At 36.7% G+C, this 13,756-nt stretch carries 14 protein-coding genes; all 14 read right to left on the bottom strand.

Going from position 1 to position 13,756, the window contains the following annotated elements; all coding sequences use genetic code 11:
* Positions 1–4 precede the first annotated feature (4 nt).
* Positions 5–442, bottom strand: a complete 438-nt coding sequence (aroQ, locus tag QBE53_09270) for a type II 3-dehydroquinate dehydratase (GenBank protein ID WZL79997.1) — start codon at positions 440–442, stop codon at positions 5–7.
* 17 nt (positions 443–459) lie between these two features.
* Positions 460–960, bottom strand: coding sequence for a shikimate kinase (locus QBE53_09275; protein WZL79998.1), 501 nt, complete (start codon positions 958–960; stop codon positions 460–462).
* 15 nt (positions 961–975) lie between these two features.
* The gene (aroE, locus tag QBE53_09280; GenBank protein ID WZL79999.1) at positions 976–1,866 is read right to left on the bottom strand and encodes a shikimate dehydrogenase; all 891 of its coding nucleotides are present in this window, start codon (positions 1,864–1,866) and stop codon (positions 976–978) included.
* Positions 1,867–1,880: 14 nt separating this feature from the next.
* Positions 1,881–2,390, bottom strand: coding sequence for a YqeG family HAD IIIA-type phosphatase (locus QBE53_09285; protein ID WZL80000.1), 510 nt, complete (start codon positions 2,388–2,390; stop codon positions 1,881–1,883).
* Between the two features lie 33 nt (positions 2,391–2,423).
* Positions 2,424–3,038 carry a prepilin-type N-terminal cleavage/methylation domain-containing protein gene (locus tag QBE53_09290; GenBank protein WZL80001.1) on the bottom strand — a complete coding sequence of 205 codons (615 nt, stop codon included), beginning with the start codon at positions 3,036–3,038 and terminating at the stop codon, positions 2,424–2,426.
* Entirely contained in the window at positions 3,028–3,609 is a 582-nt protein-coding gene (locus tag QBE53_09295) for a prepilin-type N-terminal cleavage/methylation domain-containing protein (GenBank protein WZL80002.1), read from the bottom strand. Before QBE53_09295 ends, QBE53_09290 begins: the two co-directional genes overlap by 11 nt.
* Positions 3,606–6,359 carry a hypothetical protein gene (locus tag QBE53_09300; protein ID WZL80003.1) on the bottom strand — a complete coding sequence of 918 codons (2,754 nt, stop codon included), beginning with the start codon at positions 6,357–6,359 and terminating at the stop codon, positions 3,606–3,608. Before QBE53_09300 ends, QBE53_09295 begins: the two co-directional genes overlap by 4 nt.
* A 12-nt stretch (positions 6,360–6,371) precedes the next feature.
* Positions 6,372–7,355 (bottom strand): type II secretion system protein, encoded by a 984-nt coding sequence (locus QBE53_09305; GenBank protein ID WZL80004.1) that lies wholly within the window; start codon positions 7,353–7,355, stop codon positions 6,372–6,374.
* Positions 7,336–8,454, bottom strand: a complete 1,119-nt coding sequence (locus QBE53_09310) for a hypothetical protein (protein WZL80005.1) — start codon at positions 8,452–8,454, stop codon at positions 7,336–7,338. The genes QBE53_09305 and QBE53_09310 overlap by 20 nt, the downstream gene beginning before the upstream one ends.
* Positions 8,441–10,054, bottom strand: a complete 1,614-nt coding sequence (gene pilM / locus QBE53_09315) for a type IV pilus assembly protein PilM (GenBank protein ID WZL80006.1) — start codon at positions 10,052–10,054, stop codon at positions 8,441–8,443. Before pilM ends, QBE53_09310 begins: the two co-directional genes overlap by 14 nt.
* Positions 10,055–10,089: 35 nt before the next feature.
* Positions 10,090–10,836 carry a prepilin peptidase gene (locus QBE53_09320; protein WZL80007.1) on the bottom strand — a complete coding sequence of 249 codons (747 nt, stop codon included), beginning with the start codon at positions 10,834–10,836 and terminating at the stop codon, positions 10,090–10,092.
* Complete coding sequence (locus tag QBE53_09325; GenBank protein ID WZL80008.1) at positions 10,836–11,288, bottom strand: prepilin-type N-terminal cleavage/methylation domain-containing protein; 453 nt, start codon at positions 11,286–11,288, stop codon at positions 10,836–10,838. Before QBE53_09325 ends, QBE53_09320 begins: the two co-directional genes overlap by 1 nt.
* A 51-nt stretch (positions 11,289–11,339) precedes the next feature.
* A complete protein-coding gene (locus tag QBE53_09330; GenBank protein WZL80009.1) occupies positions 11,340–12,548 on the bottom strand; it encodes a type II secretion system F family protein in 1,209 nt (402 codons plus the stop codon).
* A 139-nt stretch (positions 12,549–12,687) separates the two neighbouring features.
* A complete protein-coding gene (locus QBE53_09335) occupies positions 12,688–13,743 on the bottom strand; it encodes a type IV pilus twitching motility protein PilT (GenBank protein WZL80010.1) in 1,056 nt (351 codons plus the stop codon).
* Positions 13,744–13,756: the final 13 nt, after the last annotated feature.

Raw genomic sequence — 13,756 nt, forward strand, 5'->3', positions numbered from 1 at the left:
ATCATTACCTCTTTTCTTTAGTACATAAAAAATCTATTGCCTCTATATATCCACGAAAGCCTTTCCCACATATCTGTTTAACACACACATCTTCCACAACTGAAATGCTTCGAAAGCCTTCTCGCTCATGGATGTTTGACAAATGTACTTCAACAGTAGGGATACTTAAGGATGCAATGCAATCTCTTATTGCATAGCTATAATGGGTATAAGCCCCAGGATTTATAACAATACCATCAAATTTTTTATGGTAGCATTGCTGTAAATAATCGATAAGACTACCTTCGCTATTGGATTGATAAAAATCAAGTTGAATCTTTTTTTCCATTGCATAGTCCCTTAACATAAAAATTAAATCTTCATATGTCTCATGACCATAGACTTGTGGTTCTCTAATTCCAAGAAAATTCAGATTCGGCCCGTTGACAACTGCAATTCGCATCTTCCACCTCTTTTTTACTATAATAAGCTAACAATTTCATCTGCTATTTCTTCAATAGATTTATCTTTTGTTTGTATAATCATATTCGACGCTTCAAAGTAAATAGGTTCCCTTAAATTCAATAAATTTTTAATTGTTGTCGCATGATCTTCATCTTTTAATAGGGGTCTTTTTGTATCATCTTGAAGATTATTAAGCAATTGGTCAAGAGGTGTATGTAAAAAAACCACCGTCCCGATGCGCTTTAATATGCTAACATTCTCTTCTTTTAAAATGACGCCACCACCTGTTGCGATAACTTTATTTTTCTTAGTCAACAGTTTTTCTAAATAGGATGTCTCTAGTTCACGAAAGTGCTCTTCACCATATGCCTCAAAGATTTCATTAATTGACTTTTCTTCACCCACTTCAATCTCATCATCCATATCAATGAAGTTGCGTTCCAACTTATCTGCAAGAACCTTTCCAACAGATGATTTTCCACTTCCCATAAATCCTATTAACACTACATTATTCATCTACGATTCACCTACTCAATTATTTGTATTGTTGTATACCGTAGTCTCCAAACGGTGTAAACACCATTCTATTTGAGACGCCGTTAAGGTTATATCTGTCCAATACTCAAATGCTTTTAACGCCTGAAAAAACAGCATACTCAGTCCATTTAGCACCGTTGCTTGATGTTTTTTGCCTTTTGTCATAAAAACAGTCTCTTTTGGATTGTATATTATATCGACCATAAAGTCAACTTTTTGAAAAAAATCTTCACGTGTTATTGGGCTTAACGCCTCATATGGATGCATACCTACAGACGTTGTTTGGATTGCAACAGATGCATCCTTTATCAAATTTATTGCTTCTAAATTCCCAACATAAATGGGAATATTCTTATCCATATCTTGTAAGCTGTTTTTTATTTGAACTGCATTTTCCACTGTTCGGTTTAAAATGGTAATCGAATGCGCCTCTTCTTTTAGACACATGGCAACCGCACCACGAGCAGCCCCGCCGGCACCTATTATTACACAATCTCTATTGCGTATTGGAATGTTATAATATGCACATGCCATTTTCAGTCCGATCCAATCCGTATTGTATCCAACCAATTGCCCGTTTTTTGGAACAATCGTATTAACAGCGCCAATCGCTGCTGCCACCGGATCAATCGTATCCAAAAACTCCATAACCTCAACTTTATACGGAATAGTCACATTAAGTCCCGCCAGTGATAAGCCACGCACAGATTCTACCGCCTGTCTTAGACATCCTTTTGGAACAAAAAAAGGATTATAGGTTCCGTTATAGCCAGCCGCCTCATAAAAAAGCTCATGTAAAAAAGGCGATAGCGTATGCTCAACCGGATTACCTAACAATCCAAAAACTTTTGTTTTCCCGTCAATGTTTCTTTGATGATGTGTCATAAATTCTTCCTCCACTAAGATGACTTTTTTTTACGATGGCGCATATATTGGCGTAAAATTTTTGTTTCTAGGCCACGCTTAATTCTAGACACCCATTGTTCCTTATCTTGAATTGGTTTTACAAGAATCGTTCGACACTTTAGCCTTTTTCCAACCCATACATCAGTAAACAATTGATCACCAATGAACACCGTTTGTTTTGACTCAATATTCAAATTGCGTATAGCGATGCGAAGCTGACGTGTAAGCGGTTTATTCGCCCGTGGAAAGGCATCCACATTAAGGCGTGTATTGAACTTATGAACCCGTTGCGCATTATTGTTTGATACAAGGGCAATTTTAAACCCGATTTTTTTTAATGTGTCAAAAAGGCGTATTAGCTCTTCATCTGGATGTTCACGGTCATAAGGGGCTAAAGTATTATCCAAATCAAACATCAACCCTTTATATCCTTTCTGCCATAATCGTTTGAAGTTAATCTTATAAATGCTAGAGACATATTCATCTGGATATAATTGTTTCATTTTGACCTACTTTCCGTATAGCTTAGCGCTATCCTAGTTCTTGTTTCTGTATTTATAGGTATTACTTAGCGAGATTGTGGAATCATTTTTTTTGAAATTAATAAATATATTGATTCCTCCACTTTCTTCAAAAGACTGATTATAACTAGGTTCAACAGCCCAGCTATCTACATATTCTGCGAAAACATACCATTCACTATTCAGCATGGATACGTTATAGTCTATTTGATAGGGCATACTCTCTAATGTATCTATTGTTTTAAATACAATTCGATTATATACAAAATCGTGCAAAAAAACAACCTTGTCCCCATGATTTCCTTCGCTCACATACTCAAACACCAGTGCATAAGGATTATCAATTCGTCCTGTAGAGGTTATCGCGTTATGTTCCATGCCCGTTCGATGATCTGATGTTATATAGGATACTCCACCGGATTCCATCGCCACTTTACCGATACGATTTAGAGCCAGTTGCCCTTCATATTGTATATCGATGGAACTTTTTGCTGTTTCAAATGACTGGATATGAATGACAAGGAATGAACCCATGACACCGACAATAATTGATACAATAACAGATGCTACCAATAATTCTACAAGACTAAATCCATCCATTTCTCGAATAAGCTTCTTTTTATAAATCATCAACATTCACCCGCCCTGTCAATTTAACAACACTAACCTCCATTGCTTTAGTTGTGTTTTGGCTTCTAATATTTAGTTTAATTACTTGACTGGTTCCTAGTGTACTGTTATATGTTGAAATGCTATCGCCATCAAAGTTACTTTCCACTCCGTCACCAAGTTCTTTTGAAAAACGAAAGGTTAACTCCTGTTTAATTTGATTCGCACTTAGTGTTTCTATTCGGGTGGCTATGCCATTGATTTGTTTATCCACTATAAAATGTTTTGGCCATCTTTTTTCTTTTAGCTCTATAATGGCACCAGAACTTGTATCTTGTTCAAAAATGTTGTACCCATATTGTTGTTCTATGACATCATAGAAAAAAATAAGCGCATATGAATGGTTATATTCCATCATTGTTCTATTGCGGATATCTTGCAAATCAGATTTGAACTCACCTACATTGGCTTCAACACTATTTTCAAAAACACTATGTACACTCATAGATACGATTGTAACCAATATGGATAACACGGCTATAGCAATGATGATTTCTATAAGTGTAAACCCTCGTTCACTTTTTTTAATCATTGTGCAATTCTCCAATTCTTGATATGAATATATTCTTCATAATGCTTGCGCATTTCGCCTATATCGCCAGGAGCCACTAATATTTCTTCAATCACTTCCATCTGGTTAAGTTCAATACCTAGTGGACTGTTTAGCGTATCCCGATTAAATGCACTTGATAGTTTTGGTGTCTCCATAATAAGCTGGGTCAAATAGTTGCGAACGTCCATAGAATTATTAATAATATCGACCGATGCATTTTCTATATATATATTTTCCTGGGCAATGATCGTCCCATAATATGTCATATCACCAACAATCGTCACTTCACCTGAAGTAATGACTACACCCTGCATTTGCGTCGGGCTCTCATCCGTTGTATTGATGACATAATAGTTTTTACCATTAATAGTTTGTAATCCATCGGATAATCCTCTATATTGGGCTGGTGGATTCTCCCCTATCAGCAATATGTCTTGTTGATGCGATGTGCCTTGAAAAATAGCTACTTCCTTTACTTGGCTATCTCCAGATAATCCTGTATTGACCGTATAATAATCCACCTCCTCAATGGTAGCATCTTTCCCAATCCAGTCTGCTGTAGGCGTCTGATCAATATTGGAGTAATTGCCAATCACTCGCGCATTCTTCATGTTTTCAATTGTATCTTTAACATTTGATGTGTCTCCATAAAATCCAATCGGATCCCCTTGTGCTTGTCTATGTCTTAAGTAATTCAAAATATATGTATAGTCTCGTAAAATCTCTGTTTCTGCATAATTGTTCATCAGATTTCCATTGGTGCTATGTACATCAATCGTCTGGTTTCCAGCGGCTGACTTGCCCATCACTGCTCCTTGGGTAAAAATATAGGCATCATGGTCAATGTTAATATTTCCATCACCTTTTTCAATAAAAGGTTCAACCGAAGCTTCCTGGCTAATTTGTGTAAAATAAGTCGCTTTATCCTCGACCGACATCACATCTGAAGCGCCATCAACTTTGTAATATAGCTGAAGACTAGATTCTGCTCCCTTTGCCGGCGTCGCCATCTGGATGCCCGCACCGCCTTCTGCTAATCCGCTTGTATCTGAAATTGGAAATGCATAGGCTAAATAGTTACCTCGAATTCCCATGCTCTCTCCTGTTTCATATAAACTAGAAGGTCCATTATTAGGGTCTGGTGTAAACGTATCGTTAACAAAAGATGTTCCTGCAATAAAAATACCTTCTTTATCGCTTTCTTCTTCAATGGGATGTTTGGGTGGATCCCCAGTGATGTTTAATGATGAGGTTCCTGTTCCACGTTGAATATCTGCGTTGATTACAATAGAGCTTAATTGATGATAATTATTCGACCTTCCAACAAATCCATAATAATTTCCATCAATATTGATATGATTACCTTTTCCATTTAATATCAAATCATTTTTGGTGTAGACATTACCATTAATAACATCAATGCGATTATTCTCTCCAATAATATGATGACGTGAATCCGATTGAATGGCCAAACTGTCGCAATAAATATGTCCATTTAGAACCGATAAGTGAGAATTTTGAGTTCCGGCCTCCATTTGAACAAAGCTCTGTGTCACCACATCTCCAGATACGGAGATAGTATTATCCTGACCTGCAACAATAACCCCCTTATAATTATTGGTATTACGCGGTGAATTGCTATTTTGTGGATCCAAGTTAAAATCGCCTGTAGGATTTGTGCCTAATGCATACATATTACCTATGATCACAGCATCCACATTTGCAAACCGTAAATCCTTCTCCGTTACTAGCGCATATTGCCATAAAGGATTATCTACTGTGGCATATTTAGACTGATTCACAGTAATTGGCATCATATCCTTTGGCGCTTCTATAACTAAATCGGTGGATATAGTTCGTTGTGTCCGATCATGAAATGTAAATGTGGATGTTAACTCTTTAACGACAAATTGGTTATCATACAATGCATGACCATCGGTCTCAGAAAAGTCCAGGATTTCAGAAAAATCAATACTTTCTAATATAAGATTTCCAAGCGTAGCTTCTTGGTCCAGAAAGATATAGTTTGATGTTCCTCCAGAAGATTTGATATCTGCTTCAATTGCAGATACTGCACTGTTAAAATATTCCTTAAAGTGATAATTCATTCGCTCATTATGATATCTCGTCATTGCATCTTGATCAAACACAATTGTATGGTATGCGTGATCTGAGTAATCATCCGCTTTGGTCAGAACACGTGTCATATGATCCGGGGTTCCAGACATTACTTTTAAAAAGTACCCCTCATACAAACCACTTGAATAATCATTATACAAATTATATGTAGCGTGAATATTACTTAAAAACTGCTTAAGGTATAATTTTCGATTCATATAACCACTGGGTGTTGTGCTCGTAGAATAAGCTCCATTATATAGCACATTCTGTTCAATTAAATAGACCATGTCTAGCATAAGTTGAGATTCATAACTTCGAATGTCTGACAATATATTTTCCATAACCGTCTTCTTATGCAAAACATCTAACGCAGTTTCATCAGATGCATATTTTAAAGCCTCATCTACATAATATCCAAGAATTGAATACACTTGATCTATACCAGATTCGGAGTAATACTGGGTACGTTTCATCATCGTATCTGTAAACTTCATATTGTAGTTCATTAGACTCAAGGATAATATTGTTGTTCCAAGAACAGTTAAGACTGCAATGGTAATTACAGTCATAAGAAGCGTCGAACCTTTTTCACTTTGTAAATGTCGCATCAAAATCATCACCTACTCTTTTGCCAGTCGTGTTGTCACAACTTTAGACAGCAGCTTTCCATTTTTGCTCACTTCAATTTCAAATTCATATAGTCGATAGTCAAAAATCAAGGGTTCTGTTATATTGCGATGAATGGTATTTGTTCCTGTGTTTAGGTCAATGATCGGTTTGATTTGATCTTGCGGCGTCTCATACACATAAATATCTGCCACGTCTCCTGAGCTATTTGTAATCTCTATATTGGTTGTTATATGGTCTTCTTGCGTCATAGTATCTAATGTAACAATATTAATGATACCTTCATAATCTATGGCTTTTATTTCTTCACTATAATGGGTTCCGTTTATTTCAACATCTATTTTTAACTCATCCGCGTTAATTTTCTTTATATTGATTGCAACTTCCCTATTTTCCGCCGTTCCTATAATTTCATGCTCTATTAAGTGACGTTCACGATCATATAAATACACTCTCGCCGATGAAGTTTTTGCATCGTCTAGTCGGATTTCCACATCAAATGTATGGGTCCTATTTGCAATTTCAGACACAGGCATTCGATATTTACTATCATCAAATTCATTATTATAGCCAATATCCACATTATCCTTTCTTAGCATAAAAAAGACTTCATATCCTTGTGGGATCATAGGCAAATCAAAACGTGAAAGAACATCATCACTTAATTTTCCTGTTGCATCGACTGCACTATCTAAATCCAACACTTGTTCCATATGCATGGTTTTAATGCTTTCAATAAACTGTTGTGTCAATTGGGTTGCTTTTAGTTGTTCGCGTGTTTGAATTGATGAAGCCAATGCACTTTGAAAAATCAGTGCAATAGGAACAGTAACGATACCTATAATGGCAACGGTGACGATGACTTCAACCAGTGTAAACCCTTGATTTAAGCTTTTATATTTTTCTAGACGCTTTTTTCCCATCCAATCACCCGCTTTTCTTGCCTTAAAAATCTTGTTATTGAATAATGGATACATTCCCCTCTTGATTGATAACATTAAACCGTGGACGGGCCTCATCTTCATATTCAACCCGAACAATCATAGGTAAATCTGTATCATTTATTAACGTTGCATTGACGCCACTTGTATCTTGCGCATCATAGCGTCCGCTTGATATGACTTTGACATCAATTACTTGACCTGGAACAAACTCTTTTCCAATAGAATAATCTTCTGGATATGTTCTAGAACGTGTGCGATACCGATAGTAATACGAATCATTATTTTGACTAACATGTATTTCAATTGGCTCATTATCAGGATTATCTGCCGTTATTTTTGTTAAATTCTCTTGCCCTGCTCGATACATATTGACCGTATCCATCGCTGAATTAATCGACGTAATTCCTATGACTAGATCATCTACTTCATGAATTTCTCCGGCTCGAACACCAGAACTATAGTGAATTCCTAACGAGGAAATCGGTCGAAAAACCGAATCATTTTTGGGTGTAAATGTGCCAAAATGCTCCGTAGGTTCATACTCTCTATTAGGCGATTCTAAGGCGTAAAAAAAGATATCAAAGGTTGACACTACCTGGCTATTGACCAAATCGCTGTTGGCATTCATATTTCCGACAGAAAGTTTAGAAGGGTATGTTTGAATAAATGATAACATTTGTTTGTAATCATTATAGGTTGTCTCAAAATTGACGCTCACCGGAATTTGAATCACTTGTTCATAATTTGTATTCTCATCTGTCTTTGATTCTTCGTCTATATTTTGTACGACGACCATTTCTTTTCCAATAGAATAGGTCTGGATGGTCAATGAGTCGATTGTATCTTCAAGTGTTTTCATTATATAAATTATGTCTTCTTGAACTAATCCAGCCGGAAAACTATCGTTCACTCTTTGAACATAGTTTTGTGCTTCTAACGTTTCTGATAAATATACCTCTTTGTTGGCATATTCTAAAGCTAAAAAAGTCTGTTCTTCACGTAATGCTTCAATTTCCTTGCCCATTAAACGACTTTTTTCTTGAAGAGGCGAATAAATCATGAACCAATATATAGCAACAACAATGATTCCGCCTAAGAACATGAGTAAGTATTTTTCTTTATTGGTCATCATCGGTCACCTCCTGTTTAGAATAGGTACATTGAATCAGTGCTGAAACGATTGTGCTTTCACTATCAGCTTCCCCTATGCGATTGACTGCAGGTATATAGACTTCTTCAAACATTGGTAGGGATTCCCCGTTAGGGCTAGTGACCGTCTGCTTTTTCAAATACGTCAACATCTGTGCCAATGTTTCTTCATCACGAAAAGAAGCATTCATCGTTAATGCCTCAGAAGTTACATTAATAGCCGACAAAAACCCTTGCTCCGGCATTGTCCGTTCTAACTCTTGAATGAATGTCAACAAGCCATCTGATTGTGTCGTTGTCATATTTTCAATCTTTATTCTAAAATCACGTTCTTCAAGTGCTACTTTGTGTTCCTCAATAATGGCATGAATGTCGCTCATCCCATGAATATCTTGTTCAATCTGGCGTTTGGTTCGTTCCAAAGAAGTATACTGCGCATAACCTTGATAAAAATGCGCTCCTAATGCAACCATTAGCAAAATACTTATAAGGATAGGAATTCTTTTTTTTGCTTGAAGTTCATCTTTGTTTTTTATTGAAAGCGGCAATAAATTCATTGTCGATAGAGTGGCACCTAAAGCGATTGGATAATAATGAAGCTCATCTACAGACACTCTTGCACTGTTGATTATAAAATTATCAAATCCATTGACTTTTTTGACGGTTAATCCAAAAAACTTTGATATATACTCTTGCGCACCGGCAATTTCAGAGCCTCCGTCCATAATATATATCTGTTCAATCGGGTTTGGATTACGCGAACTATAATAATCAATCAAACGCGCCACTCCATTTAAGATTTGTTCCATTCCACTTGTAACATCGCTATGTAGATAAGGATTATCCTTATGGTTAGGATTGAGTAATTGACGTTCTTTTGCCAACGCAACGGCTGCATTATAGTCTACATCAAAATGTTGACATATACTGTTATGAATTGCTTGAGTACCAAAAAGAATATTACGACTAAACTTTACAACACCATTTGACACAATCGTAACCATGGTGCTTTCCGGACCGATGTTCAAAAATAGATTTGTGCCTTCATATTTTTCATACTGTACAAAATTCACCATGCTATTTCCCGAAAAATCAACGCCTACTATTTCCAGGTGACAATCACGTGCTAATTCGATGTACGTTTGAATCAGTTTTTTTAAGGCGGCAACAATGTTTACCTTTATTTTTTTTCCTTCTTCAGTCTCAATAATTTCTGATATTGTAAAATCCAAACAATATTCTGCCAAATTAACCGGAAAATACTCATCTGCATTTAACTCAATAATATTTTTTAGTTTTTTGTATGGTACATGAGGCAATTCAACCTCTCGTGTAATAATCTTACTACTCGAAACACTAAAAACTACATGCTTTTCTTTAATCTGATTTTTATCTAAGACGTTTCGTATCAATTGTGCCATCTCTGTTAGATTCGATAATCCACCATCTTGAACGGCTCGTTCTGGTGTTGGGATTTTTTCGCCAAACACAAAGTGACTTTTTTTTCCTTTTCTTTGAATATATGCAACTTTGATCCATTCATTACCAATATCAATCGACACAAGTTTTTTTGGAAGTGCCATCGTATTCCCCCTATACTTTACTTCTATCTATATCTTTATGTACGTTGAATAATTAAAAAATACCATTGAATAATTTTATCGCCATACAACGCAGCTAAAACAATTCCTCCGCTTAAAAACGGACCAAAAGGAATGCGCTGTTTTCGATTCATCACTTTAAGCCCAATCAGTGTCAATCCAATAACCGATCCAAAAACAGACCCAAGAAATAAAGCCAGGATAATTTTTTGCCAACCTAAAATCCATCCTGCTACTGCCATAAGCTTTATATCTCCCATGCCCATCTGTCCTTTGGTCACTATATGAACAATAAGTAATGGTATGCTAACTGCAAAGAATCCAAAGATACTGTGTAAAAAATCTTTCCCAAAAAAACATTCATAAATTAACCCAACGATTAATAAAAATAATAATATGCCATTAGGAATGATCATCCATTGAATATCAATCACGGAAATGACCAGACACGTTGAAAACAAAATAGCGGCCATTACACCTAGTGGTGTTAAACCCAGCACACTATATACCCATACAAATCCGATTCCATTAATCAATTCAATCACCGGATACTGAATAGACACTGTTGCCTTACAACTTCGGCATCGCCCCCGAAGAATAAGGTAACTAATGACTGGAATAAGATCATACCACTTTATTTGTTGTCCACACGCCATACAATGGGATGGCGTGTAAACAATCTCTTGATGCCTAGGAATTCTAAAGATACATACATTTAAAAATGACCCGACCAAAAGACCAAATATACATATAGCTATTACCATTATTCTTGGTCATATTCTGCATTAGCTTCAGGGGCAAGTTCGTAAGTGTCTCCTCCACCAGAAACTTGAACACTCATGCGTCCATTTCCATCTACTACAATAGTAAATGCTGCAAAATCGGAAGCTCTAAAGGAAGGTGCAAGGGTTGTTTGATTTATTTCATCAAATAAGTCTCCCTCAAAACCTGTATCTGTAGCATCTAATCCCGTGACATTTGTTCCAGCCGCATCATCTGTATCATAATTACTATTTTTAGCTAACACTTGAGCAGCTGCATTATAAATAATTTTTGCATTGGCCACATCTGCCGCTTTACGTGAGTTTTCAACCGCGCCTAAAATGTTGGGTACTGCAATAACAGCAATGATTGCTAAGATTGCGATAACGATAATTAACTCAATTAATGTAAATCCTTCTTGTTTGTTTTTCATTCTCTCTACCATTTTTTTCATTCCTCATACACTCCTATTATTAGATATTTTGTGGGGGTTCTCAATTTAACTTTATAGATTACCTACACCTTGGTACATGCCAAACATTGGTTGTACAATGGAGATTACTACAAAGCCTACGACCACTGCCAAAACGACGATGATTATTGGTTCTAGCAAAGAGGTCATCTGAGCAACTGCAGACTCTACTTCCCCATCATAGAAGTCTGCAACTTTATTTAAAATAGGTTCAAGTTGTCCTGTATCTTCCCCGATTTTTACCATATGTGTAATCATCGGCGGAAAAGCCCCTAATTCTCGTATCGGCTTTGATAAGGACGAACCTTCGCTCACTTGGTTTCTTGCATCTTCAAGCCCCTTTTCAACCACGTAATTATCAACAACTTTTGCCACGATGGCAAGTGCGTCAAGTAAGGGCAATCCCGAAGCAAGTAATGTACTTAGCGTCCTTGAAAAACGAGACGCCACAATTTTTGTCTGAACGGGTCCGATAATCGGCATCTTTAATTTTATTCGGGCTAATGTTATCGCTCCCACTTCTGACTTAACATAAATTCGCATCAAAATAATACCAACTATGATCGCAGGAACTAAGATATACCATCGATATTTGATAAAATTGCTTGTGGCAATCAATGCTCTTGTCGTTGCCGGTAACTCCATTCCCATCCCATCAAACATACTAACAAAGGTAGGAACGACAACAAGCACTAGAAGAATGACAACCGCTAATGCCACTACAGAAACAACTGCAGGATATGTTGTTGCTTTTCGAACGGATTGTTGTAATTTGTATTCTTTCTCAAAATGCTCTGCCATACGATGTAAGGCAACTTCAAGACTTCCAGACACTTCTCCCGCTTCAATCATATTGATAAGGATTTCAGGGAAATATTTGCTATTTGCACGCATTGTTGCAGATAATGCCTCCCCTTGTTCAACACGCTCATACATGTTCGCGACAACTTTGGCAAGATACTTATTTTCTGTTTGTTCTTTGAGCAGATATAAGGCTTCCAAAACACTGACTCCAGCATTTAATATTGCCTCAAATTGTTGGCAAAAAATCGTCAGATCCTTAACCTTTACAGGATTACCTAAGACGACTTCACCATGTAAGGCTCCTTGTTCAGAAATAGTCTCCGGAAATAGATTGTTCTCTTTGAGCTTTATAATCGCAGATTGACGATTAGAAGCTTCAATAACCCCTTTTTGTTTTTTTCCATGAATTGTTGATGCAACATAACTAAATTTTGCCATAATACTACCCCTTCACTTTGGCATTTTTACACAGCAAGATTATTATATCACTCTCAATTGGATAAATCAATTATTTATTCACTATTTGTTCATATTTTATTCATAATGTCTCTAGTTTGTTCATATTCCTTCTGTTTTTTTAATGAAGCAATCGTCGTTCCAATGTATTTGGGTCTGTTGCAAACATAATTGCCTGTTCTCGATTAATTATCCCTTGATTAACAAGGTTTAGCAAAGACTCATCCATGGTTTGCATACCCATCTCACGATTTGTTTGAATTATTGAGTTGATTTGATGTGTTTTATTCTCACGAATAAGATTACGAATAGCTTGATTAACATGAAGTGTCTCAAAGGCCGCAACACGTCCGCTTTTGTCAAAATTAGGTAATAACTGCTGCGATACAATTGAGACCAAAACACTTGAAAGCTGTATACGAATCTGTTGTTGCTGATGTGGCGGAAATACGTCAATCACACGATCAATAGTATTTGCTGCACCAATCGTATGTAATGTTGACAAAACAAGATGACCTGTCTCTGCTGCAGTAATCGCAATAGCTATAGTCTCTAAATCCCGCATCTCCCCAACAAGAATAACATCCGGATCTTGACGCAAGGCAGCGCGAAGCGCATGACTAAATGAATTCGAATCAACCCCAACCTCTCGTTGATTCACTATAGAGCGCTGATGGCGATGCAAATATTCGATAGGATCTTCAAGCGTGATTACATGTGCGTTACGATTTTTATTGATTTGATCTATAAGAGCGGCAAGGGTTGTTGATTTTCCGCTACCGGTAGGTCCTGTAACAAGAACCAGCCCTCTTTTTTTACTATACAAATCAACAACTGATCGTGGCAACCCAAGGCTTTGTGGACTTGGTATTTGACTAGCGACTAATCGGATAGCTGCTGCCATTGACCCTCGTTGCCTAAACACATTAACACGATATCGCCCTAGATTTAATATGCTATATGAAAAATCGATTTCTCCACATTCTTCAAATCGTCTGTATATCTCAGAAGACATAATCGGTCGAATTAATTCTACAGATTGACTCGGTGTTAATCGTTCATAATCCATATACGTTAATTTGCCGTGAATTCTTAAAATAGGCGGAACTCCAACGGTTAAATGCAGGTCTGATGCATTTTTTTCCATGGCTTGTGTCAGTAAGTCATCTATCGTCATTATATCCCCCTTT

The organism is Vallitaleaceae bacterium 9-2 (genome assembly GCA_038396585.1).
In the GTDB taxonomy this organism is placed as follows: Bacteria; Bacillota; Clostridia; order Lachnospirales; family Vallitaleaceae; genus UBA1351.

Bases quoted from the DNA above. Each gene is read 5' to 3' on its own strand.
- aroQ (WZL79997.1), bottom strand. From the start codon at position 442: ATGCGAATTGCAGTTGTCAACGGGCCGAATCTGAATTTTCTTGGAATT.
- QBE53_09275 (WZL79998.1), bottom strand. From the start codon at position 960: ATGAATAATGTAGTGTTAATAGGATTTATGGGAAGTGGAAAATCATCT.
- aroE (WZL79999.1), bottom strand. From the start codon at position 1,866: ATGACACATCATCAAAGAAACATTGACGGGAAAACAAAAGTTTTTGGA.
- QBE53_09285 (WZL80000.1), bottom strand. From the start codon at position 2,390: ATGAAACAATTATATCCAGATGAATATGTCTCTAGCATTTATAAGATT.
- QBE53_09290 (WZL80001.1), bottom strand. From the start codon at position 3,038: ATGATTTATAAAAAGAAGCTTATTCGAGAAATGGATGGATTTAGTCTT.
- QBE53_09295 (WZL80002.1), bottom strand. From the start codon at position 3,609: ATGATTAAAAAAAGTGAACGAGGGTTTACACTTATAGAAATCATCATT.
- QBE53_09300 (WZL80003.1), bottom strand. From the start codon at position 6,359: ATGCGACATTTACAAAGTGAAAAAGGTTCGACGCTTCTTATGACTGTA.
- QBE53_09305 (WZL80004.1), bottom strand. From the start codon at position 7,355: ATGTATCCATTATTCAATAACAAGATTTTTAAGGCAAGAAAAGCGGGT.
- QBE53_09310 (WZL80005.1), bottom strand. From the start codon at position 8,454: ATGATGACCAATAAAGAAAAATACTTACTCATGTTCTTAGGCGGAATC.
- pilM (WZL80006.1), bottom strand. From the start codon at position 10,054: ATGGCACTTCCAAAAAAACTTGTGTCGATTGATATTGGTAATGAATGG.
- QBE53_09320 (WZL80007.1), bottom strand. From the start codon at position 10,836: ATGGTAATAGCTATATGTATATTTGGTCTTTTGGTCGGGTCATTTTTA.
- QBE53_09325 (WZL80008.1), bottom strand. From the start codon at position 11,288: ATGAAAAAAATGGTAGAGAGAATGAAAAACAAACAAGAAGGATTTACA.
- QBE53_09330 (WZL80009.1), bottom strand. From the start codon at position 12,548: ATGGCAAAATTTAGTTATGTTGCATCAACAATTCATGGAAAAAAACAA.
- QBE53_09335 (WZL80010.1), bottom strand. From the start codon at position 13,743: ATGACGATAGATGACTTACTGACACAAGCCATGGAAAAAAATGCATCA.